This is a genomic window from Pseudomonas sp. AC255 (genome assembly GCF_979258175.1).
The window spans coordinates 5432564-5458942 of record NZ_OZ409841.1 but is presented as its reverse complement, the minus strand read 5'-3'; the positions used below and the strand labels follow the sequence as shown (position 1 = coordinate 5458942).

The window sequence follows — 26379 nt, the reverse complement described above, 5'->3', positions numbered from 1 at the left end:
GTCCTTAATGAATTTTGCTGCCCAGGGTCACCACGCCGTCCGCTTTCTCGCGGCCCAGCCAACTGGTCCAACCGAGGCGACAGGCGTTCTGCTCACCGATGCGCAGTTCGCGGATTTCTTCCTGGCGCAGGACCAGGCGGATGTCGTAATCGAGCGGGTCACGCAAGGTGAACCGCACCAGCGCGCAGAGCGGCTGGTAGCCGAAACCGATCGGCAGGAATTCATGGAATCGCTGCCAGTCGAGTTCGGTGATGTGGATGCGGAATTTGCCGCTGCGGTCGCGCACGTGCTCGCCCAGCACCAGGTCTTCGCCGAGTACGCTGTTGGCGCGGCCCAAACGATTGCGTTGCTCTTCGAGGATTTCCACGCGGCGCTCGATGCACTGCTCGATGACCAGGTCTTCGTGCTTGAAGTAGTAACGCAGCACGGCTTCGATCAACGCCGCCGAGTGCGCCCGCAAGCTGAGCAAACCGAGGTACGGCAGCAGGCGTTTCCAGTTGAGTTCCTTGGCCTTGCGGATCTCGTCGCCGCCCAGGCCGATCAGCGCAAAGAGTTGCGCCGAGAACGGGTCGATCGCGCCGCTCTGGAAGCTCGCGCGGTAGCGGTACTTGCGCCAGATCGGCAGCATCAGTCGTTGCAGGCGATGGTGGAACAGGTCGAGGAAATTACGCGTCGGGTTGCCGTCCTCGCTGTCGCCCAGGGCTTGTTCGCCATAGAACGCCGGCAGCGGCGAACCGGAGCCGACCAGGCCGATCAGGTTGAAGCGCATGCGCGCGCGCATCTTGCCGTGCTCTTCGAAAAACTCGACGCGATCGACGTCGCTGCGCGGAAAACCCAGGCTCGGGTTGGCCTGGAACTCGACCTGGTCGTACAGATCGTCTTCGCTCAGATGCGGGTGTGCCTCGCGCAGCCGGTCGATCACCAGCAGCACGGCCTGAAACAGCGAGTACTCGCGTATTACCTTGGTCAGCCCGCTTAAAGCAGGGGCTGCAGGCCCATACGTGGTGTCCATTGGTACACCTCTCCCTGTGTGCTTTTTACCCGCAGCTCATGGAATGAATTGAGACTGGCGTAAAGCGCGAAAAACTCGTTGAGAACCGAAGCGAAGACGAACAGGTCGCCTTCGCCGATATAGCCTTCCGGGTCGATGGTCAGTTCGGTGCGCAAACCGCGCACCGGCAGACCGCGATGCAGGCGGTCGACGTGGTGATGCTTGATGTGCTTGAGGCCGCCGAGCAGGCGCTTGCTGACCTTTTCCGCGTGCTGGTCGTAGTAGCGCGGCAGGTCGTAGGTTTCCAGAATCACCTTCAACGCATTGACGTCCGCCAGCGACAGATAGTTAAGCGACATGTTGCTGATCAGCTTCCACAGGAAGTCACGGTTCAGCGGTGGCGCGAAACTCGGAGTGGCCGGGGTGATGTTGCGGAAACTGAGGAATTCCGGGGTCTGCTCGCTGGCCATGCAGATGTCGCCGAGCTTGAGCTTTTTCGGCAGGTTCTGGTTGGTGCACATCAGCTCGATCGACAGGGTTTCGTGGGCTTCGGTGTGGCGGATGCCGAAGCTCAGGTAGGTGTCGAGGCCGTCATGCAACAAGGACGAACGCTGGCGAATGCTGTAATGCGGACGGCTGTTGGGCACGTCGAAACTAGGGTCGTGCTCGAAGGATTCGAACGGCACGTACTCCTGATAACCGAGGCCGCCGGGCTTCCAGCCAGTGACGGTTTCCACCGAGAACACACCGCAGTTTTCCAGGTCGTATTCCGCCGGCAGCAACAGGTATTCGTCCTGCTTGCCGTCGAGACGGATCGGCAGAGCGTCGTGCTCGAACAGATTGACGATCGGCGTGCAGAACAGCTTCACGTTATCGAGGGTCGGGCGCATGCGCATGATGCCGCTCTTGCGAATGTCGAAACGCAATTCGAGGCCACGCATCTGCTTGAGCGTGTCTTCCGGCAGCGCCTTGAGAATGTCCAGACCGTTGACGTCGACGAACAGGAACTTGTCCTGGAAGGCGAAATACTCCTGCAGGTAGCGATAGCCACGGAAGGTATTCAGCGGATACGGGATCAACGCTTCTTCTTCGGCAAAACCCACCGGTTTGACCCGATCACCGGGAATCTTGAACGCCATCGGCTTGCCGCTGACGCCATCGATCGGCTTGCCGGCGCCGTCAAGCGGGATCAGTTCGATGCCGTCGAGGTTGCGCAGCAGGCTCAGGTAGAGCATCTGGCTGATGTAGCGCTCACCGGCAAAGTGCAGGCGCAACTTGCTCAGCTCCAGTTCGCCGAGGTGGCCGTCGGCGCTCATTTCCAGACGCAGGCTGAGCAGCGAGCCATCGCCCTTCACCGAGTAGTTCAGCGCGGCCAGATCCAGCGGCAGCACGTCAGTCGGGTAGCAGGTGCGGAAGCGGCAACGCACGTCTTCGATCGGCTTGCTTTCAATCGGCGTATCACGCTCGACGCGCAATGCAGGCCCGGATCGCTTGAGCGGATCGAACTGCAAAATACTGAACGCCGGCAGCGGGCGCATGTAGTTCGGCCACAGCAGCTGCATCAGCGAATGGCTGAGCTCCGGCAGTTCGTCATCGAGCTTCTGGCGCAGGCGCCCGGTGAGGAACGCAAAGCCTTCCAGCAACCGCTCTACATCCGGATCCCGCCCGGCCTGCCCCAGATACGGCGCCAGCGCCGGACTACGCTCGGCGAAACGGCGACCGAGCTGGCGCAGTGCGGTGAGTTCGCTTTGGTAGTAGTGGTTAAAGGACATGGAGTGATTGCCTGATCATAATCTGAATTAAATATTCCGTGCTGGCCGCAAGCCACCGCTCATTTATTATTACTAATTCGCGCCAAAGTACTTACCGTGATTTGCCCAACTAAGGTTCGGCACTTCAATTGGGAATAACCTCATACGGAGTGTTGCTGATAAACAGATCCAGCCAATGCTTTCTTGGATTAGATAGCGCCAGCGTGAACTCCTTGTTTTTTTATCCAGCATAATAAAAACAACACCGACAGCATCATCACTTTCATCAGCGGTCATATCCAGTGAAACATCAGAAAACAAAGGAGTTCGATAAACATGACCAAGGTCATTCAAATCCGTAAAACGCAAGTAAACCGAGTCTCGCGGAGTCAAAAGCGAACTGGCCGGTACTGACTCTATAAGATAGTGGCCGTAAGGGCTCTTTTTTGAGACATCAGGCGCACGACTCAAAACTCCATTCACGATAAAAGCGACGGCAATTAAAAAACTGACCAGTAGTGCGGCCAAACTTAGAAAAAACTTGCGCCATGAACTCATTTAGAGATCGCCTCGATAGGAGCCACGGATACGCTTTCGTACAAAACGTCTGAGTAAACGCGAAAATCCCCGCCTTTCTTATTCACATCCCGATAATCTCGAAAATCGCTATTCTGAACCAGCATGTAATGCTTACCTTCTAGCTCTTTATACCGGCGAACAGCCTCTTCTCTCTGCTGAGGTGTTTGTTCTCCCCTAACCCGTTTATATGCAGACTCAGCCAATACAGAGTTCATTTCAGCCGCCAGCTTAGCGTTTGCTTTGACGCCTTCAACCGGGTCAGTGACCAATTTATCGAAATTCCAATAACCTAGAATCTGGCTAAAAAGAGCAACTCCATCATTAAAATCATACGCATCTTCAATGTAAAAGCCGATTTTTGACGGCGTAAAAACAATATTCTTGCCTGTCACCACCACCGCCCCTTCGGCAATCACGCGCATATTGAAATTCGCAAGTGCAGCGCGAAGCTCATTGACTTCATCATCACCAGCCTGCTCGAACTCTACAACTTTGTTATTTGAGTAGCCGAATTTCTCTGCAGCACTGGCCACGCCATTAAAAGTCAACGGATAACAGCCAGGAGCACTATTGGAAAATTGCTTAAGCAATCTTGTCTTTATCAGATTTATTCCAGCGGGGCTGTTCCAGTTGGCCTTCAAATGTTTGAATGCTGCGTTTGCACGCTCGAATCCAAGGACCCAATTCATTTTTACGATGGTTTCTTCGATGTACTCTGCAGGTGCAAATGCCTCATGTCTTTTTACGACATCATCCATTCCACCATCTTTTGTTGTCCATGGCTTGCCATTGAACCAATGGCTCATCAACGCAGCAGCAACGGGCCAATTGATTTTTTTCATCGTATTTGGAATATCGGTAATTTTGAACTGGCGAGCAGTAGCAATCTGACCGGAGTTATTACTTGCCGGAGTCATCATGGTTGCCACTGTCTTCGCTGCCATTCCTCTATCCCTTTGCTATATTTTCCAGCAATCAAAATTTCTGTAATTCAAAAGAGAAACTAAGCGAGCACGACTCTACTCTGAGGCTCAATAATCAACTCAATTGCCTCTGCAGTAGCGGAGAATACTTTTGAGTTTTCCCATCCGCGCCAGTCACGCCGTTTATGATTTTCCCCGATGCGGTTTTAAGTGTGTACTCCACGCCTGCAAGGGGTTTGCCTGTTTCTTCGCAATTGATCACAAAGTGCTCGTTAAACGGCCACTGAATCTCCACCGGCAACGGCGGCACAAACGGCGCCGGCGAATGCGAATTGCCGATAATCACCGTGCCGGACCCAGCCGTGACCTTGTTGCCATGGGTTCCCACCGAATCAACCGTCGCGGCAGGCTTGCCGTTGATCAACACGGTGGTCGCCAAGCCGCCGGACATCGCACCACCACACGCCGAGGCATCGCCTTGGCGGGCGGCCGCGAGGCCGTCGAAGAACACGTCGCCGGAACCGGCGGCGATCGGGTTGGTGCCGTGGCCGGGGAGCGGGCAAGCGGTGGGGTCGGATACGCGTGCTGCGGGTTTGCCAGACATCGGGGATCTCCTTAGGTGACCTTGACTTGACCGCTGCCATCCAGGCGCGCGGAGAAACTGACCTGACGCTTGAACCCCTCGACTTCCAGCAGGCCTTCGATACTGAAGGCCAGGCGAAGTTGATCGTGGTCACGCGGCAGGGAAATGACACGCACGTTGCTCAGGCGTGGCTCGTAGGCTTCGATGAAGTTTTCGATGGCCAGACGGGCCTGACTCAGCGAGTCGTGCAGGCTCAGGCGCATGTCATTGAGATCGGGCAACCCGTAGTCGGCCAGCGTTTGCACGCTGCCGGCCCGGGTGCTGAGCATTTTGGCCAAATGGGCAGCCACTGACGCCATGGCACAAGCCTCAAGGCTGTTGCCCTTGCGTAGTTGTGCGTCGCCGTTGAGGCGTTCGAACAGGCTGCCGTATCCGTCCATGAGTCGCTCTTACTCTTTGTCCAGCTTGCCAACCAGCGACAGGGTGAAATCGGCACCCATGTACTTGAAGTGCGGACGCACGTTCAAGCTCACGCGGTACCAGCCCGGCTCGCCTTCAACGTCGCTGACGATCACTTGCGCAGCGCGCAGCGGACGACGGCCACGCACTTCGGCGCTCGGGTTTTCCTGGTCGGCAACGTACTGACGGATCCACTTGTTCAGTTCCAGCTCGAGGTCGGTACGCTCTTTCCACGAACCGAGTTGCTCGCGCTGCAGCACTTTCAAGTAGTGAGCCAGGCGGTTGACGATCATCATGTACGGCAGTTGGGTGCCGAGCTTGTAGTTCAGCTCTGCCGCCTTGCCTTCTGCGCTGATGCCGAAGAACTTCGGCTTCTGCACCGAGCTTGCGGAGAAGAACGCCGCGTTGTCGGAGCCTTTGCGCATGGTCAGGGAGATGAAGCCTTCCTCGGCCAGTTCGTATTCACGACGGTCGGAAACCAATACTTCGGTTGGGATCTTGGTTTCGATTTCGCCCATGCTTTCGAAGTGGTGCAACGGCAGGTCTTCAACCGCGCCACCGCTCTGCGGGCCGATGATGTTCGGGCACCAGCGGAATTTGGCGAAGCTGTCGGTCAGCTTGGTGCCGAAGGCGTAAGCGGTGTTGCCCCACAAGTAGTGCTCGTGGCTGTTGGCAACGGTTTCCTTGTACACGAACGATTTCACCGGGTTTTCTTCCGGATCGTACGGGTTACGCAGCAGGAAACGCGGCACGGTCAGACCAACGTAGCGCGAGTCTTCCGAAGTACGGAAGCTCTGCCATTTGGCGAATTGCGGGCCTTCGAAGTGGTCTTTCAGATCTTTCAGATCCGGCAGGCCGGTGAAGCTTTCCAGACCGAAGAATTTCGGCCCGGCGGCAGCGATGAACGGCGCGTGGGACATGCACGAAACGCTGGCCACGTACTGCATCAGCTTGACGTCTGGCGAGCTTGGCGACATGTAGTAGTTGGCGATGATCGCGCCCACCGGCTGACCACCGAACTGGCCGTATTCAGCGGTGTAGATGTGCTTGTACAGGCCCGACTGCATGACTTCCGGCGAATCTTCGAAATCGTCCAGCAGGTCTTCTTTGGAGACGTTGAGGATTTCGATCTTGATGTTTTCGCGGAAGTTGGTGCGGTCGACCAGCAACTGCAGACCACGCCACGACGATTCCAGCGCCTGGAAATCCGGGTGGTGCAGGATCTCGTCCATCTGACGGCTGAGCTTGGCATCGATCTCGGCGATCATGCGGTCAACCATGGCTTTCTTGACCGGCTCACCGTTGTTCTGCGGCTTGAGCAGCTCTTCGATGAACGCCGACACGCCACGCTTGGCGATGTCGTAGGCTTCGTCGTCCGGGGTCAGACGGGTTTCGGCGATGATGCTGTCGAGAATGCTGTATTCGCCGCTGGCGGCGCTCTTCTCTTGTGCTGCGCTAGTGCTCATTGTGTTGGCTTCCTTGGCTACTGGAGTCTCAGGCGTCCGGGGCTGCGGCGTTCAGGCCCAGCTCACCGAGTACGCGACCGCGGGATTCGTCGTCGGCGAGCACGCCTTCGATCGCTTTACGGAACGCAGGTGCGTTACCCAGCGGGCCTTTGAGGGCCACCAGCGCATCGCGCAGTTCCATCAGTTTTTTCAGCTCAGGCACTTGCTCGACCAGGCTGGCCGGGTTGAAGTCCTTCATCGAATTGACGCGCAATTGCACGGCCAGCTCTTCAGCCTCGCCATCTTCCTGCAGACGGTTCGGCACGCTCAGCGTCAGACCCAGCTCTTGCTTGGCCAACACTTCGTCGAAGGTCATCTTGTCGATGCTGATCGGCTTGCGATCTTCGATTTTGCGATCGTCCTTGCGGTGGGTGTAGTCACCGATTGCCAGCAGCTTCAGCGGCAGTTCAATCTCTTCCTGAGCTCCGCCGGTGGCGGGTTTGAAGGTGACGTTGATGCGTTCCTTGGGGGCTACCGAGCCTTCTTTGGCCATGGCTTTTCTCCTTGCGGTTGTGGCCCTGGGGCCTATTCGAGTACCACTTCGAGGTCGAGGTGGCACAGCCTGCGATAAATCTCTTCCTTGCTTTCACGTACGGCGTGGTTCTGCGGCAACAACTCGCAGCAACTGTGCAGCAGGTGCAGCACTTGCAATGCAAGATCGGGCTCCCAGGCGTGCAGGCCTGAGTCCTGTAATGTCTGATCGAGGGTTTCGAGCTGGTTCTTGGCCAGTTCGTATTTCTTGGCCAGGAAACACAGCCGCGCGAGGGTGAACTGCCAGAAGAAGCGTTCACGGCCACCGTGGGCCGATTGCAGACCCTGCTTGAGAATCTGCACGGCCGGCTTCAAGCCTTCCTTGCGCAGGATCGGCTGGACTTCCTCGAGGGCTTTTTCCCAGGCCGGCTGGGTTTCGACGTTCTCGCTTTCGACCTTGCGCGGCGCGCTGGCGCTTTGCAGGTGCGGCATGACATTGGCGGCGATCCACGCCCGGGTGGACGGATCGGCAAACGGCGCGCCGTCATGGAAGCGCAACTCGATGATGCCCGGCAGGCGCTGAATCAAAAGCGCGAAGTGGATTTCCACTTCGCGCATTGCCAGCTCGGCGTTGAGGTTCTGGAGACATTCCCAGACCATCCTCTGGCCATCGAACCAGAACGGCGCCTTCGCCAGGCTCGCCTCCAGTTCCACCAGCAGATCGGCGTATTTGCCCTGATCGAAACGGTCCTGATAGAGCTTGAGTTTTTCCAGCGGCAGACCGCGCAGCACGGTGATCTGCTCGGCGTTGCGCTCGGGCACTGCGTCGATGGTCATCCACAACAGCGTGCGATTGAGGCGCAGGGCACGCAGATCGGTAGCCTTCTGCTTGAGCCACCAGGCACACAACGGCCGGGCGCTGTCCTGCTGGGCGCGCAGGGCTTTGTGCGCATCCCGCTCGTTGTCGATCGGTGCGCCAGGAGTGAGCAGCTGGGTCGCGGCCTGCTTGACCTGCGCCACCGCCGCCCCCACCACGCCGGGTGCCGGCTGGTTGTCGGCGGCACGCTGGATCATGGTTTTCAGGCGGCGGGAGATCGGCAGCAGCAGTGGCGCGTCATCGCCCAGATGTTCAGTGCACGCGGCCTCAAGACCGGCCAGGTGCTCGGAGAGCTGCCGGAACATCGGCAACTGCTCTTTGATCGCAATGTTTTCGGTGATGACCTGCTCGAGACGCGGCACCAGCCAGCCGATCGCGGCGGCACGGGTGCGGGGTTTGAGCGGGTGGACGTCGGCCCAGTTGTTTTCCGACAGATGGTGCAGCAGACCGAGGCCGGCAAGCAGCCCGGGGAAGGATTCGCGCTGGTATAGCGACCACGTCAGCCAGGCGCCGACACGCAGATCCTTGGATTGGGTACGCAGCAGATTTTCGCTGTTTTCGCGGATTTTCAGCCAGTCGATCTGCCCGCTTTCGTGCATCGACGAAGCCTTGGCCAGCTCACTTTCAAGCGCCTCGAATTCGCTCGAAAAACGAACGTCTTCGCCCGCAAAATTCTCTTTGGAAACAGAGACTTTTGCGAGTTCGAGGTAATGGGCGGAAAGTTTGCTTGAGTAGGACATCCATGGCCTTTATTAAGGATTACAGTCATGCGCGTGAATGGAGTTTCAGCAACGCGGGACAGTATCGAAGAGCAGTTCAGCGACTCATCCAATTGAGATGTGCTCTTTCAAGTGGGCGCATCGTAATCACTATGATGGCCACTAGCAAGCATCTGATTAAACAACAAGACGAACTGTTCATTGAGGTCTGCAGGAGATCGCCCTATATGTCGCAGGGGTTTCCCTGATGCCGTTTATAAATCAGCGCATTTTCCCGGCTCCCGCCAAACCATTGTCCCAGAGCCTCGGCCGCAGCCGGGCGAGTTTACCTGACGCCCGCACCCTCGAGCGGCGTGCAGCATGCCAAATTCAAAAAAATAGAAGTAGGACACTTCCTAAAATGACCGGGTTCCATCGAGAAGTTTGCAGCGACAACGATCAATGCAAAAAGTGCCACTATAATGATGGCATTTCATTATTCTGAAACTTTACTCCCCCGGCAAATACTGGCACTTCGATAGTTATCCGAGCCGCGTCCTACAGACACTTCTCGCATTCCAACCAAGACTTCCACACCGGAATACTCTGACAAATTTCAGGGATACTTCTTACATCAATTGGTTTGCCGCGCCGCTAGCTTGCCCTGGCAACTTTTCATGCGCGGCGATCAGGGAGGGCGGTATCGCGCTTTGACTCACTTTGCTTAAGGACAAGCCCATGTTCGGCAAAGGCCACTGCGCGCCATTCTCACTGCATATCCCGGCCATTCGTCACGACTTCAAGGTGCTCGCGTTCACTGGCACCGAAGCGATCAGTCAGCTGTACGCATTTCGCATCGAGCTGGTGAGCGAGTACGCGGACTTCGATCTGGAAAGCCTGCTCAGCCAGCCTGCTTTTCTGCAATTCGGGTTAGCGGGCGAAGGCATTCACGGGCGGATCGAAAATGTCATGCTCGGCGAATCGGGAAAGCGCCTGACCCGCTATGAGCTGTCACTGGTACCGGCGCTGCATTATCTGCAAATGAGCCACGACCAGCGGATTTTTCAGCAACTGACAGTGCCGCAGATCATCGCGCAAGTCCTCAAAGGCCATGGCATCCAGGCCGATGACTTCACGTTCAATGTCGCCGCCGGTGAGCCTCGTGAGTACTGCACGCAATACGGCGAAAGCGACTTCCTGTTCATTCAGCGTCTGTGCGCCGAAGAGGGTATTGCCTGGCACCACCAGCATTCGCTCGACAGGCACTTGCTGGTGTTCAGCGACAGCCCGGTGTTCGCACCCAAATTGGGTACGACAGCCTTTCGGGTTGATAGCGGCATGGTTGCCGAACACCCGGTGGTCAACCACCTGACCATGGGCTTCAACACCCGTACCAGCACCGTCACCCGCCGCGACTATGACCTCAAGCGCCCAAGCCTGCTGCTGGAAAGCCGCTTCACCGCCGAGTTCACGCCGGCTCTGGAGGACTATCGCTATCCACTGCTGATCAAGTCCGAGAAGCACGGCAAACAGCTGGCGCGTCAGGCATTGGAGCGCCATCGCAGCGACTATCAATGGATTGAAGGCAAAAGCAATCAGCCGATTTTGCGCAGCGGTCACCTGTTCGAGCTGAGCGAACATCCTAGGGCCGACTGCAACGAGTTGTGGCTGCTGGTCAGTCTCAGTCACGAAGGCAAGCAACCGGCGGTGCTCGAAGAGGCTTTCAGCAGCGAGGCGAAACCTGCCGATGGTTTTTCCCAGGGTTACCGCAATACCTTCAGGGCCATTCCCGCAGAGGTGGTTTACCGTCCGCCTTTGCCCGCGCCAAGGCCCTTGCTGGTCTGCCAGACCGCGCGCGTTACCGGGCCTCCCGGAGAAGAGATCTTCTGTGATGAATACGGCAGGGTTCGTGTCGAGTTTCCCTGGGATCGCGCTGAACGCAACAGCGAAAAAGCAGCTGCTGGTTACGCGTAGCGTCCAGTTGGGCAGGTGACGGATTCGGTGCGGTGACCATTCCCCGGGTCGACATGGAAGTGGTCGTGACCTTCCAGGAAGGCGACCCGGACCAACCGCTGATTACCGGCTGCGTCGCCAACAAGGTCAATGCCGTCGCTCATCCCTTGCCGGCGAGTAAAACCCGCACGGTATTACGCAGCCAGAGTTCGCCGCGCAATGGCGGCTACAACGAATTGTCGATCGAGGATCGCGCCGGGCAGGAGAAGATCTACCTGCGCGCGCAGCGCGACCTTGAGCAACTGATCCTCAACGACAGCCGCAGCCTGATCACTCGCGACCGCCATGAGCATGTCGGCAATGACAGCACCAGTCTCATCGAGGGCAGGGATTCGCGCACTCATCAAGGGCTGCGCAGCACCGTGATCAACGCCGATGACTTGTTGCAGGTCAGCGGCACCAGCAGCCAGACCCTGGGCGCTCTGGTGATCCAGGCCGGCCAGCAGGCGCATGTCACGGCAAGCAACGTGGTGATCGATGCCGGCATGAGCCTGACGCTGTCAGCGGGCGGTCATCACGTCGTGATCAATGCCGGCGGGATTTTCAGCAGCGTGCCCATCGTTCAGGGCGGCGCGCCACTGCCGGGTCTCGCACCGCTACAACCGCTACAGGCAGAGGCTGGCCTGGTTCTTCCGAGCAGCGCCACACCGCTGTCGATCGTCAACAGCGCCCGCCAGCAGGCAGCGGATTTTTGCCCGCTGTGCGAAGCCTGCGCAGCGGGTCAGTGCGAGCTGGGAGAAGTCGCATGAGCCCGGTCGAACAATGGTTGCACGCTCAGTCCCGCGCCGGCTGCGAACTGTATCTGATGCTCGACACCGACGGCCACAGCGCAGAGCACGCTGCGTTGACCCGCGACCTCGGAACCGAGTGGTTTCGTCCGCTCTACAGCGGCACGCCGGCCGAGTCGCTGGTGCCGACCGGCCCGCTACTGTTGCAAATCGATACGGCGCAGCATCTCGCCATCCAGACCTTGCTCGCCACGCCCGAGCGCAATTGGGGCTGGCTTGCCAGTGCCCGTCACGTCGAACTTGATCTGCTGGCGGCGCATTGGCGCGAGCGCCTGATAACCGGCGAACGCCCGAATCAGGCGGTGTACCGCGTGCATGACAACCGGGTTCTGGGACGTGCGCTGGCGCACCTGCAACCCGAGCACCGCGCGGCGTTTCTCGGGCCATTCAACAGCGTCTGCTATTGGCACGCAGAGCGATGGAACGCGATCGACAACCCGGACCCCGGCCACCATCCGCTGCCGATGGATCCGCCGTGGCTGCACACGCCGACCCCGGAGCTGATCTACGCCAACGTGCTGTTCGACAACACCCGCCGTTACCTGGTCGGCGAACACACCGAAGCCATGGCCACGCTGGCCGAACAGCTCGACGTCGATGAGTGGCTGTGGGGCCTGATTCAACTGACGCACTTGTGGGGCTGGCAACAACCGGAGCAAGTGCATTTCTTGCTGACCCGCAGTTTGCATTTACCGGGATATCGGCCAGGCAAATCATGGCTGCCCAAACCCGGTGAAGATCCGGCGATGCATTTTGAGCGGGTATATCAGGAAGCGTTGTATTGGCAGGGAGAGGTAGGTCGATGAGGCACTTGAAACGAGGGTTGCTGCTGAGTGGTTGCCTGGGATTGCTGGTGGGTTGTACGACGGTGAAGACCCCGAACACGTTTACGTTTGTTCCGGATTTTCCGCCTGGATTCAAATATGAGCTGAAGGCTATCTACCTGCCCGCAGCGGGTGAAACCTGCCGCGTGCCAGGAAAGCCGGATTTCTGGGTGAGCTTCAATAAACCCACCATGGAATATGTAAGCACTGCGGAAATCGAGTTGTACAAAACCGTCAGCGATTGTCCGTTGGCGCTCAACAAAGTGGAAATCAAGGTCATCGGCTTTTATGGAAAAGGCCGAAGCAACTTCAGCATGGACTACGCCTCGATTTTCGTACGTCCAGATTTGCTGGAACGACTAAAGGGCACTTTCAACGAGGACGGTGCAGGGGAGTTTTATGGTGAATGCAGGTGGTCATTCCGCACCGTCGGTCCACATCGTTCCCTGATCAAACTGCTGACCTGCAAAAACATGGACGCACAGGGAAACGTGCTGCGAACGAGACCTTCCACGGCGTACACATTGACTCAACTTGAGGGCAAAAAGGTGACGCTGAAGGTCAGGCTGGCAAGTGAAGAACTTCCAGCCATCGGCGATACCTGGATCAAAGTACCCCGCGGCTGGAAGCGCTGTATGGGTGACAACTTCGAGGATCAATACGCCTTTTGCTACGGCAACGACACAAATTTCAGCACTTTTAAAATGGTCGATGGGCGGGTTTGCACCATCTATCCGGGATGCACGGAGCAAGGGGCACCATGAACATTGAGACTCCCTCGGCGACCGATTTGCGCTTCATGCAGGGCGACATACATGCCTGCCCTAAACGCGGCCATCGTACCAGCTTCCAGCTAGTGGACGAATTCGGCGACGGTAAGCCATACGCTGGTCTGTCTTACGAAGTGATTGATTACGAAGACACGGTCCATAGCGGAAAACTTGATGCGACTGGATCTGCAAAGATCGACGATCATTATTGCGGTCCGCTAGTACTCAAATTGAAGAGCCGCTATCAAGGCAGCGAAAAATCTTACACATTTTTGCAAAAGCGCCCCCACTATCCCCTTCCCATCACCGAACTCCAGGTCCGCGCCGAAAAAACCCGCTTCTTCCACAAAACAGGCACTCGCACCCAGGCAAACCCCGCCAAGGACCTGCCCGAAACCGACGCGTACTGTCAGGTCGAAGTCAGTGAACTGGTAAAGCACATCGCCCACCTGCCACCACTGGTTGCTCGTCGCGACCCTCCGAAGAGGGCGGCGCACAAGCTCATGCGATCGGCGGCGAAGTCCAGAGACTTCACGCTCGTCGATAAAACTTCTGCGGATGGCGGACTGCACACAATCTTGAGTGCGGCGGAGATGGCCACCGTCGAACTGGGGTTTTCCCCGCCACCGCCCAAGGGCGTCGCGCTGCTGCCGAACAAACACCATGTGCTGGAAGTACGGCCGATGAGAGCGCTACGGCCAATGCTGTCGACAGGCGAGGCGTTCTGCGCGCTCAACCTTTATCAGCTGTCGGTGATGGCGACGCTGAGCTACACCGATTTCGGACAGCAACCCAACACTCAACCGGTGCAGACCGACACGGTAAGCTTTCCGCTACAGCCCAGCAGCGGCAACTGGTTCGGCCACGCGCTACCGCAGTTCGATGAGTTGTGGAAGGTCGATGACTCGCAAACGCAGAAATACTACCCACTGTACGAAGACGTGCCGTATTCGAAACGCCTGGAGGTGGTGCCGTTCGACCCGAACCTTTACCCCGAAGTGAATGACCCCGCGTTGGGCGACGAACAAGAACACCCGGCCAAGTTGCACTGTCTCGATGACCGTAACAAAGACAACAGTACTGATACCCAGGCCTTTATCTGCCACCACGACGAACTGATCCTGATCAGCGTACGCGGTACCAGTGAGATCTGGCCCGACGGCCGGCGTGACGGCGATGCCTATCAGGTTCCCTTTGCCGAAGGCGAAGGCAAAGTGCACCGCGGTTTCTACGGTGGCGCTTTGGCGGCTTATCCATTTATCGTGACTTATCTGGAAAAATTCTACAGCGGGCAAAAGCTGCTGATCACGGGTCACAGTCTGGGCGGTGCAGTTGCACTGATCCTGTCCGAGATGCTGAGACGCAACCTGGAGTTCTCCCCGCAAATCGTGCTCTACACCTACGGCGCCCCCCGCGCCGGCGACACCACCTTCATCGAAAGCGCCAGATCGCTGGTGCATCACCGCATCGTCAATCAGAACGATCCGGTACCGAGCGTGCCGGCGACCTGGATGAACACCTTTGCCAAGCCTGGGCCGATGTACGCAACCAACGCCGTGGTGCTGGGCTTCACCCCGGTCGCCGGCCTCGGCCTGCTGATCTGGGGAATCATCAATTTCTTTGGCGACGACTATGGGCATCACGGTGCTTTGCGCCATTTCATGCCCGTTGAGTTCGACAAGGACCACCGATCCTCCCTTCTCTGGGAGCCGGGTTGCAGCACGATCGTCGATCACGGCTGCGCCAAGGCCCTGCGCGCTACCAACGGCTTGCCCGAACGCGGATCGTTTCTGCGGCAGTTGTTCGACCGGGGTCACCACTCAATGGTCGGCAGCTACATCCCCGGCTGCTGGGCCAGCTTGCGCCGTTGGCAGGAAGCACTGCAGCTCAAGCGTTCGCTGGTGACCAATCGCGAATTCGAGTGGATCAGCAGCGCGCTGGAGAATATTCAGCAACAGCTGCGGGCCGTTAAGCGCGATCTGCAAAACAACCACCGTTCTTACGTGCGAGAGCAGGAGCGCGCGCACAAGACGCTGATGCTCAATCAGGAAATAGACAAGATCAGCATGACCAAGGCCCGCCTGACAGCGCTGCGCAGTCAACGGGTCACCGAGGTCGACGTTTACGGCAGCTATGCCGACCAGCCCGAATGGGTCGAGGAAAGTCTGCTGCGCTGGAACGCCCACCCTGAAAACCTGGTTCAGGAGCAACTGGCGATGATTCCGCCAGCCGCTGAAGACCACGATGCCGCTATCGCCGCGATGACCGGAGGGCATGCGGTTGGCGCGCCGTTTCGGCTGGATATTGATTCGTTCATTTAACTTAATCAGTCAACAAGGAAGTACCGATGCTCTCGTTGTCCCCCAAGTTAAACTTCGTCACTGCAACGCACTCGATCCGCGCTTTGTTATTGGCCAGCTTCATAATATTTGGAACTGGATGCAATTCGTTCTCCAGTTCGGCAACACTGAACATGGACATCCCTGCGAATTTTAGCGTCACCGCCGAAGCGTACTATCAGCCGTTTTCCCCATATTACTGTTACGCGCCAGAAAACTACGCAAGAGACCCCAACCTTGGAGTCAAAAAATTTAAACAACCTTGGCAACCCACTGCGCAGACCGCCAAGTTCAACGTCAAATTACTTCCCAGCATTGGGGGCTGTCTCACGCTCCTCAGCGAAATCAAGATCTGGATCATGGACATGACTGAGGATCCAGAGAAACTTGGCTTAAGCGCCGTCTGGATACATATTAATGACCTGGCAGATGAACCACTGGACGAGCATGGGTCGAACGAGAACTTGCTTTCAGTCGAGTGTAAGTATGCGGACTCCCGGTTAAGTAAAGTCTTCAAATATGAATTGGTATGCAAAGGGCAGAGTACGAACGATGAAATTTTGGGCAGGCTACGAATTGAGCAATTCCAGGATAAGCCATTGCGATTAACAGTTCGGATGACCGAGTAGTCGGCGTGCTGCCCGATGCTTAAGTCCCAATGACTGCCGCAAGCTGGCTAGGCAGCTTGGTCATGTCCGCTATCAAACGCAGTCTGAGCGCGAAGGACTGGGGCACAATGATCAAAGGTCACGGCGGAATCCTCGATTGGATGGACTCGATATGCTTCGCGGCACCGCTCTTCTTTCACCTGACGCGTTACTTCTTCTCCGTCTGATCTAGACGAATGCTCCAACCACAAAAAATGGGCACCCGACCGCAATCGGTGTGCCCATTTCTCATTCGCGGTTCTCCCCGTCATTCAGGAGAGCACGCCGCCATCAAGGATTGACGCTGTCTTTCAACGACTTGCCTGGCTTGAACGCCACGGTGTTGCTGGCCTTGATCTTGACCGGTTCGCCGGTCTGCGGGTTTTTGCCGGTGCGGGCGCCGCGGTGGCGTTGCAGGAAGGTGCCGAAGCCGACCAGCGTCACGCTGTCCTTGCGGTGCAGGGCGCCGGTGATTTCTTCGAGGACGGCGTTGAGGACGCGGTTGGCCTGTTCTTTGGTCAGGTCTGCCTTTTCGGCGATTGCAGCGGCGAGTTCTGGTTTACGCATTAGTGAAGCCCCTTTGACGGTTTTTTGTTGTTATGTCCGTGCTGTTCTCGTTGGAACAGCGCCCAAGGCGCCGCAGGCTCTACTCTGCGGCAGACGGAGTGAGAATGGCACGCCGCCAACGGCGGCGCCAGTCTCCCCAAGACCTTTGTCGGGGCGAAAGAGCGGTGTTTGCGACAGAACGACCGGCATTTACGCCAGAAGCGGCGGCAGCTGTTTGTTCAGGGCCAGTTTTTCCATGACCGCCCCGCCGGTCAGGGCGTAACCGAGCAACTGACCGTCGGCACCGTGGCACAGCGCTTTGACGTCGGCGCCCTGCCCTTCGACGCTCCAAATGCCTTCGCTGCCCCGTGGCGGCGGCGAAACCACCAGCGGGCACACCGGGGTTTTCACGGTGATCGGCATCGGCCCGTAGCTGACCGCAGTCGGGTTTCCAGCGAGGGTTTGCGCCAAAGCGCGCGCGCAGCTCATCAGCGGCATCACGTAAAGCAGATTGAGCCCGTCGACTTCGGCGCAGTCACCCAAGGCGTAGATGTTGGCGTGGGAGGTCTTCAGGTAACGATCGACCATCACGCCGCGATTGACCTGCACGCCGGCAGCCGCTGCCAGATCGATGCGCGGGCGCAGACCGATCGCCGAGACCACCACATCGCACGGGATGATCTGACCGTCGGACAGGTGCGCTTCCAGGCCATCGGCGACTTTCTCCAGCCGGGTCAGCACCGGGCCGAGGTGAAACTTCGCCCCGATACTTTCCAGCCCGGCCTGCACGGCCGCCGCCGCGGCAGGATGCAAGAGCATTGGCATGACCTGTTCGCACGGCGCGACCAGTTGCACTTCGTAGCCGCCGAGGATCAGGTCATTGGCGAATTCACAGCCGATCAGCCCGGCGCCGAGTACCAAGACCCGACGCTTGCCCGCCGCTGCGACACGGAAGCGCGCGTAGTCTTCCAGATCGTTGATCGGGAACACCAGTTCCCCGCCGTCGCCTTCGATCGGCACACGCACGGTTTCCGCGCCCCAGGCCAGAATCAAGTCGCGATAGGGCACGGCTTCTTCGCCGATCCACAAGCGTTTGTGGCCGGCATCGATGCCGCTGATGCGCGTGTGGGTGCGCACTTCGGCCTTCAACTGCTCGGCCATGGCGCCGGGTTCGGCCATGCTCAGGCCGTCGGCATCCTTGTTCTTGCCGAAGCCGGTGGAGAGCATCGGCTTGGAGTAAGAGCGGCCGTCATCGGCGGTGATCAGCAGCAGCGGGGTTTCGCTGTCGAGCTTGCGAAACTCGCGGGCCAGGTTGTAGCCCGCAAGCCCGGTGCCGATGATGACGACTGGTGCGCTCATGCCTTACTCCTTGGTTGTGTTCAGTTAATTTCGATCATTTCGAAGTCCATCTTGCCGACGCCGCAGTCGGGGCACAGCCAGTCTGCCGGGACGTCTTCCCAGCGGGTGCCCGGCGCGATGCCGTCATCCGGCCAGCCATCGGCTTCGTTATAGATCAGGCCACAGACGATACATTGCCACTTCTTCATTCAGGTACTTCCTCAGGGTTCAGGCGTAGTGCCGGCGCGGACGGTCGATGGGTGCTGCGTTGCCATCCGGCTCAGGGCGTTTTGTACTGAGGGTGCCGGGCAGATGCAAGCCTGTTCGGCGCAACGGCAGCCGGCGCCGCTCGATCCTGTCGCCCGCCATGGTAAGCTCGCCGCCTCATTTGCGGCCAATAATGACTCATTGTGCAACATTCAAATGCCTGCCCCGCCCCGCTCTGGCTGACCCAGGACCGCCTGACGCCCCGCCCCGATCCGTTGACGCTGGACTGGTTGTTCGACGAAGGTTCGCTGACCCGCCGTTTGACCCGTTTGTCCGAGGATGGCTTCAGCGTGTCGCCGCTGTTCGAAGGCTGGGACACCCTGCGCGCTGATGAATGCGCGGCGCTGGATCTGGCCGAGGGCAGCGAAGGCTGGGTGCGCGAAGTGTATTTGCGCGGCCATGGTGAGGCCTGGGTGTTCGCCCGCAGCGTTGCCTCGCGGGCGGCTCTGCAAGGTGATGGTTTGCACATGGATGAACTGGGCAGCCGCTCGCTGGGTGAACTGCTGTTTTGTGATCAGGCGTTCCAGCGCCGCGCGATCGAAGTCTGCCGCTACCCCGAACAATGGTTGCCGCCAGCGGTGCAAGCCCCTGACCTGTGGGGCCGGCGCTCGCGTTTCGACCGTGGCGCGCTGAGCGTGCTGGTCGCGGAAATCTTCCTGCCGAGCCTGTGGGACGCCGCCCGCGCCCATCCGGAGAACTGCTGATGTATCAAAGCCTGCTCAAGTCCCTCAACCGTCTGAACCCGCGCGCCTGGGATTTCGTTCAGTTGACGCGCATGGACAAGCCGATCGGCATTTACCTGCTGCTGTGGCCGACATTGTGGGCATTGTGGATTGCCGGCAAGGGCTCGCCGTCGCTGGCCAACGTGGTGATTTTTGTTCTTGGCGTAGTGCTGACCCGTGCCGGCGGCTGCGTGATCAACGACTGGGCTGACCGCAAGGTCGACGGCCACGTCAAACGCACCGCGCAACGGCCGCTTGCTGCTGGCCGGATCAGCTCGAAGGAAGCGCTGGTGTTCTTTGCCGTGCTGATGGGCATCAGTTTTCTGCTGGTGCTGTGCACCAATGCGCCGACGATCTGGCTGTCGCTCGGCGGTCTGGCGCTGGCGTTCACTTATCCGTTCATGAAGCGCTACACCTACTACCCGCAGGTGGTGCTGGGTGCGGCGTTCTCCTGGGGCATGCCGATGGCCTTTACCGCCGAGACCGGCGAGTTGCCAGCGGCGGCGTGGCTTCTGTGGATTGCCAACCTGCTGTGGACGGTGGGCTACGACACTTATTACGCGATGACCGATCGTGATGACGATCTGAAGATCGGCGTGAAATCCACGGCGATTCTGTTTGGCGAGGCGGATCGGGTGATCATCCTCAGCTTGCAGGCGCTGTCATTGGGCTGCCTGATTCTGGCCGGGTCGAAGTTCGAGCTGGGGATCTGGTTCCACCTCGGCCTGCTGGTGGCTGCGGGGTGTTATGCGTGGGAGTTCTGGTACACACGCAGCAAGGACCGCATGCGTTGCTTCCAGGCCTTCTTGCACAACCACTGGGCAGGGTTGGCGATATTTGTCGGGATCGTGCTGGATTACGCACTGCGCTGACTGAAAAGATCGCAGCCTGCGGCAGCTCCTACAGGTCCTACTCATTCCAGTGTAGGAGCTGCCGAAGGCTGCGATCTTTTGCGTTATTTGGCCTTGGCGACTTTCCACGCGCCGTCCATTTTGCCGTCGCCGGTCATGTCGCCGGCCTTCTTGTCCATCACGAAGGTGTACAACGGCATGCCCTGGTAGGCCCATTGCATCGTGCCGTCGTCACGCTTGATCACCGTCCAGTCGCCCATGGATTTGTCACCCGCCTGCGCCATCAGCGGCGGCCAGTTTGCCGCGCACTTGTCGTTGCACGCGGACTTGCCAGCGGAGTCCTTGGCGAAGGTGTACAGGGTCATGCCCTTGTGGTCGGTGTACATGCCGTCCTTCTCCATCGCCGGATCGGCCGCCATGGCCAGCCCCGGTAATGTCAGGGCGGCGGCCATCAGCAGGGCTTTGAACGAAGCAGTCATCTGAGTCATGGAAACCTTCTTTTGTGGTTGTCAGGATTCGGACTTAGAGCTTAGTCGAGGATGGGTGCAAATGTTGCGGGCCTGAAATACTGTCACACGACTGCAATAATTCCGTTATCTAATGCGGCGCAAGACAGTTAAATGACAAGAGGATTAAGGCATGGTTGGCAGGAGCATTCTGATCGTCGACGACGAAGCGCCCATTCGCGAAATGATCGCCGTGGCGTTGGAAATGGCCGGCTATGACTGCCTCGAGGCAGAGAACTCGCAGCAGGCTCACGCCATCATCGTCGACCGCAAACCGGACCTGATCCTGCTCGACTGGATGCTGCCCGGCACCTCGGGCATCGAACTGGCCCGGCGCCTCAAGCGTGACGAGCTGACCGGGGACATCCCGATCATCATGCTCACCGCCAAGGGCGAAGAGGACAACAAGATCCAGGGCCTGGAAGTCGGCGCCGACGACTACATCACCAAACCGTTTTCCCCGCGTGAACTGGTCGCCCGCCTCAAGGCTGTGCTGCGCCGCGCCGGACCGACCGATGGCGAAGCGCCGATCGAAGTCGGCGGCCTGCTGCTCGACCCGATCAGCCACCGCGTGACCATCGACGGCAAACCCGCCGAGATGGGCCCGACCGAATACCGCCTGCTGCAATTTTTCATGACCCATCAGGAACGCGCCTACACCCGCGGCCAGTTGCTTGACCAGGTCTGGGGTGGCAACGTCTACGTCGAAGAGCGCACCGTCGACGTGCACATCCGCCGCCTGCGCAAGGCCCTCGGCGACGCTTACGAAAATCTGGTACAAACCGTGCGCGGCACCGGCTACCGGTTCTCCACAAAAGCATGAAAGCAGCTGCAAGCTTTCAGCTACAAGCGGCAAGAAACAGCGAGCCGCTCTGACTTGCAGCTTGTAGCTTGAAACTTGACGCTGCGGCTAAGGACGCCTCTGTGAATCAAAACTGGCATGGCACCCTGATTCGCCACATGTTGCTGCTGGTCACAGCGTGTCTGGTGATCGGGTTGATCACCGGCTATTACGGCTGGAGCCTCGCGGCGGGTCTGGGGCTTTATCTGGCCTGGACGCTCAAGCAATTGCTGCGTCTGCACGAATGGCTGCGCCAGCACCAACCCGACGAAGCGCCGCCCGATGGCTATGGTCTGTGGGGCGAGGTGTTCGACAGCATCTATCACCTGCAACGCCGCGACCAACGGGTGCGCGGGCGTCTGCAAGCGGTGATCGACCGGGTGCAGGAATCCACCGCCGCGCTGAAAGATGCAGTCATCATGCTCGACAGCGACGGCAATCTCGAATGGTGGAACCGCGCCGCTGAAACCCTGCTCGGCCTGAAGACTCCGCAGGACAGCGGCCAACCGGTGACCAACCTGGTGCGCCATCCGCGCTTCAAGGAATACTTCGAGCAGGACAGCTTTGCCGAGCCATTGGAAATCCCTTCGCCGACCAACGATCGCGTGCGCATTCAGCTGTACCTGACGCGCTACGGCAACAATGAACACCTGATGCTGGTCCGCGACGTGACGCGCATCCATCAGCTGGAACAGATGCGCAAGGACTTTATCGCCAACGTCTCCCACGAGCTGCGCACACCGCTGACGGTGATCTGCGGCTATCTGGAAACCCTGCTGGACAATGTCGAAGAAGTGAACCCGCGCTGGAGCCGTGCCCTGCAGCAGATGCAGCAACAGGGCGGGCGCATGCAGACACTGCTCAACGACCTGTTGCTGCTGGCCAAGCTGGAGGCTACTGATTACCCGTCGGACAACCAGCCGGTGCAGATCGACACCTTGTTGCAATCGATCACCAGCGATGCGCAGCAGTTGTCCGGGGCGAAGAACCAGCGCATCAGCCTCGAGGCCAATGCCGGAGTGCTGCTCAAGGGCAGCGAAGCGGAGTTGCGCAGCGCGTTCTCCAATCTGGTGTTCAACGCGGTCAAGTACACCCCCGCCGAGGGCAACATCCGCATTCGCTGGTGGGGCGACGATCAGGGCGCGCACCTGAGCGTGCAGGATTCCGGCATCGGTATCGACAGCAAACACCTGCCGCGCCTGACCGAGCGTTTCTACCGCGTCGATTCCAGCCGCAACTCCAACACGGGCGGCACCGGCCTCGGCCTGGCCATCGTCAAGCACGTGCTGCTGCGCCACCGCGCGCGCATGGAGATCAGCAGCGTGCCCGGCCACGGCAGCACGTTCACCTGCCATTTCGCCCCGGCTCAGGTGGCCAGCGCACGGGCGATCAGCGCCGCCGAGTGATGCCGCCCGGCACACGCCACTAGGCAATCGCACGGTCAGCCGCTACATTGGCTGACTTGTGCCTGCCTTTCAGGCGCTGTTTCTCCCTACTTTCGAATCACACGGAACCCGCAAAACTCCATCATGGACCCTTCCCCTGGCTTGTCCCTCGCAACCATTTTTGCCGACTTCGGCATGATTCTTTTTGCTCTGATCCTGGTTTTGCTCAACGGTTTTTTCGTTGCAGCGGAATTCGCCATGGTCAAACTGCGCTCGACCCGGGTCGAGGCCATCGCTGAACAACACGGCTGGCGCGGACACATCCTGCGCACCGTGCACAGTCAGCTCGATGCCTACCTGTCGGCGTGTCAGCTCGGCATCACCCTCGCCTCCCTTGGCCTGGGCTGGGTCGGTGAACCGGCGTTCGCGCATATTCTTGAGCCGCTGCTGAGCGCAGTCGGCGTCGACTCGCCAGAGATCATCAAAGGCGTGTCGTTCTTCACCGCGTTCTTCATCATTTCGTACCTGCACATCGTGGTCGGCGAGCTGGCGCCCAAGTCGTGGGCGATCCGCAAACCCGAGCTGCTGTCGCTGTGGACGGCGGTGCCGCTGTACCTGTTCTACTGGGCGATGTACCCGGCGATCTACCTGCTTAATGCCAGCGCCAACGCGATTTTGCGTATCGCCGGGCAAGGTGAACCCGGCCCGCACCATGAACACCATTACAGCCGCGAAGAACTGAAACTGATCCTGCACTCCAGCCGTGGCCAGGATCCGAGCGATCAGGGCATGCGCGTGTTGGCTTCGGCGGTGGAAATGGGCGAGCTGGAAGTGGTCGACTGGGCCAATTCCCGCGAAGACCTGATCACCCTCGAATTCAACGCGCCGCTGAAGGAAATCCTGGCGATGTTCCGTCGCCACAAGTTCAGCCGTTATCCGGTGTACGACAGCGAGCGCCAGGAGTTCGTCGGCCTGCTGCACATCAAGGATCTGCTGCTGGAACTGGCCGCGCTGGACCACATTCCCGAGTCGTTCAACCTGGCCGAGCTGACCCGCCCGCTGGAGCGCGTCTCGCGGCACATGCCGCTGTCGCAACTGCTGGAGCAGTTCCGCAAGGGCGGCTCGCACTTCGCCGTGGTCGAGGAGGCTGACGGCAACATCATCGGCTACCTGACCATGGAAGACGTGCTGGAAGTGCTGGTCGGCGACATTCAGGACGAGCACCGCAAGGCAGAGCGCGGCATTCTCGCCTATCAGCCAGGCAAGCTGCTGGTGCGCGGTGATACGCCATTGTTCAAGGTTGAACGTCTGCTGGGCATCGATCTCGATCACATCGAAGCGGAAACCCTTGCCGGGCTGGTTTACGAAACCCTGAAACGGGTGCCGGAAGAGGAAGAAGTGCTGGAAGTCGAAGGCCTGCGGATCATCATAAAGAAGATGAAAGGGCCGAAGATTGTCCTGGCCAAGGTGTTGATGCTGGATTGAGTGCAATGCGGGAAACCGCGTTGCCTGCCAAAAGATCGCAGCCTTCGGCAGCTCCTACAGGGATCGCATTCCCATGTAGGAGCTGCCGCAGGCTGCGATCTTTTGCTCTATTGCTTGCCCAACGCAAAGTTGGGCAAGGCTCCCAGTGGCTGGTTGAACTGATAGGGAATCGACACCAGCCCCTCTCCGGTATTGCGCTGCACCACGAAGTGCAGGTGCGGGCCGCTGCTGTTGCCGGTGTTGCCCGACAGCGCCAGCGGGCTGCCGACCTTGACCCGCTGGCCTTCGCGCACACTCACCGAACCCTGTTTCAGATGCAGGTACACGCCCATCGTGCCGTCGTCGTGCAGCACCCGGACGAAATTGCCGGAGGCATCGGTACCGCGCCCGCTCTGGGAATTCTCGGTTTTCACCACTACTCCCGCTCGCGCGGCGATGATCGGCGTGCCCACCGGCATGGCGATGTCCATGGCGTAGCGGTTCTTCGGCCCGTAGTGGCTGTATTGGCCGTTGGCGCCCTGACTCAGGCGAAACGGCCCGCCACGCCAGGGCAGCGGATAGCGATAGCTCTGTGCGGTGCCTGCGGGGTCGCCCAGCGAATACTGGAACTGCGGCGAATACACCAGCGGCTGGTCACGGCTGATCGCCGTCAGCAGCGCCAGCCGTGTGTTGCTGCGCGGCGGCAGCACGCGACGGATCGCCCGCGCGGGCACGCCGCGCACATTGCTCGTGCCGATGAAGGCCAGGGCAACCTCGACCGGCGCGTACAAATCGTTGCGCGCAAACACCACGTCGACGCCTTTCTGCTTCTTGATGTCCAGGTACACCTGGCGGTCGAGGCGCTCGACCATACGGTCCTGAAACACGAAAACCTTTGCGCCTTTGCTCGGGCGGTCGCTGTACGAGACCACGCCGTTGGCATCGGTGGATTTGTAGATGGTCATGGCCATCGCCAGCTGGGAGGCCAGGCAGAGACCGCAGAAAAACAGCAGGCGCGCGAGCATGGGCAAAAGTCTGTCGAAGGAAGGCCTGGGAATCAGCCTAGCAGCTGAGACAGACCAGGCTAGTCGACAGATGTTTCAAAATGGCCAGCACACAAAGCAAAAGATCGCAGCCTTCGGCAGCTCCTACATGAGAATGCGTTCCCCTGTAGGAGCTGCCGAAGGCTGCGATCTTTGGGCCGCTGCGGTTACGCGCCGGGCACGAAGTGCTTCTGCGCCGTGCCCCGGGCGATCAGGCGCGAGATGTAGTCGAGCTTCTGCGCATCCTGGTCGACAAAGCGGAAGGTCAGTTGCAGCCAGTCGCTGTCGGCTTTCTGCTCGTGGGCGACGATGGCGTGCAGGTAACCATTGAGCCGCGCGATCTCGGCGTTGTCGCCCTGCTCCAGATCGAGCACGGCGCTGTCGAGGATCTGCGGCAGGGTTTCGGTGCGCTTCACCACCAGCAGGGCTTCCTTGATGCTCAAGGCCTTGATCACGCATTGCTGAGTACCGCTCGGCAGGCGCAACTGGCCCTGACCACGACCGCCCACCGGCGCCTTGGATGCACCGGGCGCCTGAACTGGCGGGCTGTTGAGCAAACCGCGCGACGGCGCAGCGGCTGGAGCGGGTGCAGCAGCGGCAGGCCTGGCCGCAGCGCCGCCGACCACGGCAGGCTTGCCGCCGGTCAGTGCGCTCAGGGAATCGTTGCCGAATGCCGAATTCATCTTGGTCGGCGCGCTGTTCATCAAGGTGTCGAGCTTGCCGACCTTGTTCAGTGCCTGCTTGACCTTGGTCAGCAGCTGCTCGTTGGTGAACGGCTTGCTGACGTAACCGGATACGCCGGCCTGAATCGCCTGCACGACGTTTTCCTTGTCACCACGGCTGGTGACCATGACGAACGGCATGGTCTTGAGGTTGTCCTGCTCGCGGCACCAGGTCAGCAGTTCGAGGCCGGACATTTCCGGCATTTCCCAGTCGCACAGCACCAGGTCGAAAGCCTCTTTGGCCAGCATCGCCTGGGCCTTTTTGCCGTTGATGGCGTCCTCGGTGCGGATCCCCGGGAAGTAATTACGCAGGCACTTTTTCACCAGGTCACGAATGAACGAAGCATCGTCCACGACCAACACACTGATCTTGCTCATCCAACACCCCTATTAAAATCCCGGCAAGCATAACGCTGGCTGATGGCACATTGCCAAAACTCTTCAGTCACGCCGGGACTTTTCGTTCGCGGGTGCTG

The 26379-nt window shown here is 59.1% G+C and carries 24 protein-coding genes and 2 pseudogenes; 11 read left to right on the top strand and 15 right to left on the bottom strand.

What is annotated here, in order from left to right; all coding sequences use genetic code 11:
- Positions 1 to 4 precede the first annotated feature (4 nt).
- The 9 genes from tssG to tssA all read right to left on the bottom strand — a co-directional run bounded on the left by tssG (position 5) and on the right by tssA (position 8879).
- Positions 5 to 1012, bottom strand: a complete 1008-nt coding sequence (gene tssG / locus ACZZ0K_RS24545; RefSeq protein WP_095181222.1) for a type VI secretion system baseplate subunit TssG — start codon at positions 1010 to 1012, stop codon at positions 5 to 7.
- On the bottom strand, positions 976 to 2763 hold the full coding sequence (tssF, locus tag ACZZ0K_RS24540) for a type VI secretion system baseplate subunit TssF (protein WP_150742885.1): 1788 nt from the start codon (positions 2761 to 2763) through the stop codon (positions 976 to 978). Before tssF ends, tssG begins: the two co-directional genes overlap by 37 nt.
- A gap of 72 nt (positions 2764 to 2835) precedes the next feature.
- Positions 2836 to 3300: a hypothetical protein gene (locus tag ACZZ0K_RS24535; protein ID WP_463559533.1), complete on the bottom strand. Its 465-nt coding sequence runs from the start codon at positions 3298 to 3300 to the stop codon at positions 2836 to 2838.
- Positions 3297 to 4265, bottom strand: a complete 969-nt coding sequence (locus tag ACZZ0K_RS24530; protein WP_150742884.1) for a DUF6402 family protein — start codon at positions 4263 to 4265, stop codon at positions 3297 to 3299. Before ACZZ0K_RS24530 ends, ACZZ0K_RS24535 begins: the two co-directional genes overlap by 4 nt.
- A 94-nt stretch (positions 4266 to 4359) precedes the next feature.
- On the bottom strand, positions 4360 to 4848 hold the full coding sequence (locus ACZZ0K_RS24525; protein ID WP_463559531.1) for a PAAR domain-containing protein: 489 nt from the start codon (positions 4846 to 4848) through the stop codon (positions 4360 to 4362).
- Positions 4849 to 4859: 11 nt separating this feature from the next.
- Positions 4860 to 5267, bottom strand: a complete 408-nt coding sequence (gene tssE / locus ACZZ0K_RS24520; protein ID WP_007920274.1) for a type VI secretion system baseplate subunit TssE — start codon at positions 5265 to 5267, stop codon at positions 4860 to 4862.
- 9 nt (positions 5268 to 5276) lie between these two features.
- Positions 5277 to 6752, bottom strand: coding sequence for a type VI secretion system contractile sheath large subunit (tssC, locus tag ACZZ0K_RS24515; RefSeq protein WP_016772499.1), 1476 nt, complete (start codon positions 6750 to 6752; stop codon positions 5277 to 5279).
- A 28-nt stretch (positions 6753 to 6780) separates the two neighbouring features.
- Entirely contained in the window at positions 6781 to 7284 is a 504-nt protein-coding gene (gene tssB, locus ACZZ0K_RS24510) for a type VI secretion system contractile sheath small subunit (RefSeq protein WP_016772498.1), read from the bottom strand.
- Between the two features lie 32 nt (positions 7285 to 7316).
- Entirely contained in the window at positions 7317 to 8879 is a 1563-nt protein-coding gene (gene tssA / locus ACZZ0K_RS24505; RefSeq protein ID WP_056790892.1) for a type VI secretion system protein TssA, read from the bottom strand.
- A gap of 696 nt (positions 8880 to 9575) precedes the next feature.
- On the opposite strand from tssA, the pseudogene tssI reads away from it, so the two are divergent.
- The 6 genes and pseudogenes from tssI to ACZZ0K_RS24475 all read left to right on the top strand — a co-directional run.
- Positions 9576 to 11599 (top strand): annotated as a pseudogene (gene tssI, locus ACZZ0K_RS24500) (type VI secretion system tip protein TssI/VgrG).
- Positions 11596 to 12444, top strand: a complete 849-nt coding sequence (locus tag ACZZ0K_RS24495) for a DUF4123 domain-containing protein (protein ID WP_258707355.1) — start codon at positions 11596 to 11598, stop codon at positions 12442 to 12444. Before tssI ends, ACZZ0K_RS24495 begins: the two are co-directional and overlap by 4 nt.
- Positions 12441 to 13226: a hypothetical protein gene (locus ACZZ0K_RS24490; RefSeq protein WP_150742880.1), complete on the top strand. Its 786-nt coding sequence runs from the start codon at positions 12441 to 12443 to the stop codon at positions 13224 to 13226. Before ACZZ0K_RS24495 ends, ACZZ0K_RS24490 begins: the two co-directional genes overlap by 4 nt.
- Positions 13223 to 15553, top strand: a complete 2331-nt coding sequence (locus tag ACZZ0K_RS24485; RefSeq protein ID WP_150742879.1) for a lipase family protein — start codon at positions 13223 to 13225, stop codon at positions 15551 to 15553. The genes ACZZ0K_RS24490 and ACZZ0K_RS24485 overlap by 4 nt, the downstream gene beginning before the upstream one ends.
- 26 nt (positions 15554 to 15579) lie before the next feature.
- Positions 15580 to 16200, top strand: a complete 621-nt coding sequence (locus ACZZ0K_RS24480) for a hypothetical protein (protein ID WP_143497966.1) — start codon at positions 15580 to 15582, stop codon at positions 16198 to 16200.
- A gap of 44 nt (positions 16201 to 16244) precedes the next feature.
- Positions 16245 to 16406, top strand: a pseudogene (locus tag ACZZ0K_RS24475) (phosphatidate cytidylyltransferase); the annotation flags it as partial.
- 103 nt (positions 16407 to 16509) lie between these two features.
- On the opposite strand, the gene ACZZ0K_RS24470 reads toward ACZZ0K_RS24475, so the two are convergent.
- The 3 genes from ACZZ0K_RS24470 to ACZZ0K_RS24460 form a co-directional block, all read right to left on the bottom strand.
- Positions 16510 to 16785, bottom strand: coding sequence for an HU family DNA-binding protein (locus ACZZ0K_RS24470; RefSeq protein WP_003213368.1), 276 nt, complete (start codon positions 16783 to 16785; stop codon positions 16510 to 16512).
- Between the two features lie 189 nt (positions 16786 to 16974).
- Positions 16975 to 18123 (bottom strand): NAD(P)/FAD-dependent oxidoreductase, encoded by a 1149-nt coding sequence (locus ACZZ0K_RS24465; RefSeq protein WP_252882879.1) that lies wholly within the window; start codon positions 18121 to 18123, stop codon positions 16975 to 16977.
- A 20-nt stretch (positions 18124 to 18143) separates the two neighbouring features.
- Complete coding sequence (locus ACZZ0K_RS24460; protein ID WP_003177199.1) at positions 18144 to 18311, bottom strand: rubredoxin; 168 nt, start codon at positions 18309 to 18311, stop codon at positions 18144 to 18146.
- A gap of 201 nt (positions 18312 to 18512) precedes the next feature.
- On the opposite strand from ACZZ0K_RS24460, the gene ACZZ0K_RS24455 reads away from it, so the two are divergent.
- On the top strand, positions 18513 to 19073 hold the full coding sequence (locus tag ACZZ0K_RS24455) for a chorismate--pyruvate lyase family protein (protein WP_252879118.1): 561 nt from the start codon (positions 18513 to 18515) through the stop codon (positions 19071 to 19073).
- On the top strand, positions 19073 to 19963 hold the full coding sequence (gene ubiA, locus ACZZ0K_RS24450; RefSeq protein WP_122506247.1) for a 4-hydroxybenzoate octaprenyltransferase: 891 nt from the start codon (positions 19073 to 19075) through the stop codon (positions 19961 to 19963). The genes ACZZ0K_RS24455 and ubiA overlap by 1 nt, the downstream gene beginning before the upstream one ends.
- Before the next feature lie 83 nt (positions 19964 to 20046).
- On the opposite strand, the gene ACZZ0K_RS24445 is transcribed toward ubiA, so the two are convergent.
- Positions 20047 to 20430: a COG4315 family predicted lipoprotein gene (locus ACZZ0K_RS24445; RefSeq protein WP_252877130.1), complete on the bottom strand. Its 384-nt coding sequence runs from the start codon at positions 20428 to 20430 to the stop codon at positions 20047 to 20049.
- Between the two features lie 151 nt (positions 20431 to 20581).
- On the opposite strand from ACZZ0K_RS24445, the gene phoB reads away from it, so the two are divergent.
- From phoB to ACZZ0K_RS24430, 3 genes are all read left to right on the top strand, one after another.
- Positions 20582 to 21271: a phosphate regulon transcriptional regulator PhoB gene (gene phoB, locus ACZZ0K_RS24440; protein ID WP_007896474.1), complete on the top strand. Its 690-nt coding sequence runs from the start codon at positions 20582 to 20584 to the stop codon at positions 21269 to 21271.
- Positions 21272 to 21408: 137 nt separating this feature from the next.
- A complete protein-coding gene (gene phoR, locus ACZZ0K_RS24435; protein WP_231991049.1) occupies positions 21409 to 22695 on the top strand; it encodes a phosphate regulon sensor histidine kinase PhoR in 1287 nt (428 codons plus the stop codon).
- 123 nt (positions 22696 to 22818) lie between these two features.
- Positions 22819 to 24159: a hemolysin family protein gene (locus tag ACZZ0K_RS24430; protein WP_016772486.1), complete on the top strand. Its 1341-nt coding sequence runs from the start codon at positions 22819 to 22821 to the stop codon at positions 24157 to 24159.
- Positions 24160 to 24266: 107 nt separating this feature from the next.
- On the opposite strand, the gene ACZZ0K_RS24425 is transcribed toward ACZZ0K_RS24430, so the two are convergent.
- Both ACZZ0K_RS24425 and ACZZ0K_RS24420 read right to left on the bottom strand, forming a co-directional pair.
- A complete protein-coding gene (locus ACZZ0K_RS24425) occupies positions 24267 to 25163 on the bottom strand; it encodes a peptidoglycan DD-metalloendopeptidase family protein (RefSeq protein ID WP_041476599.1) in 897 nt (298 codons plus the stop codon).
- A gap of 185 nt (positions 25164 to 25348) precedes the next feature.
- Positions 25349 to 26281 (bottom strand): response regulator, encoded by a 933-nt coding sequence (locus tag ACZZ0K_RS24420; RefSeq protein ID WP_041476598.1) that lies wholly within the window; start codon positions 26279 to 26281, stop codon positions 25349 to 25351.
- Positions 26282 to 26379 lie beyond the last annotated feature (98 nt).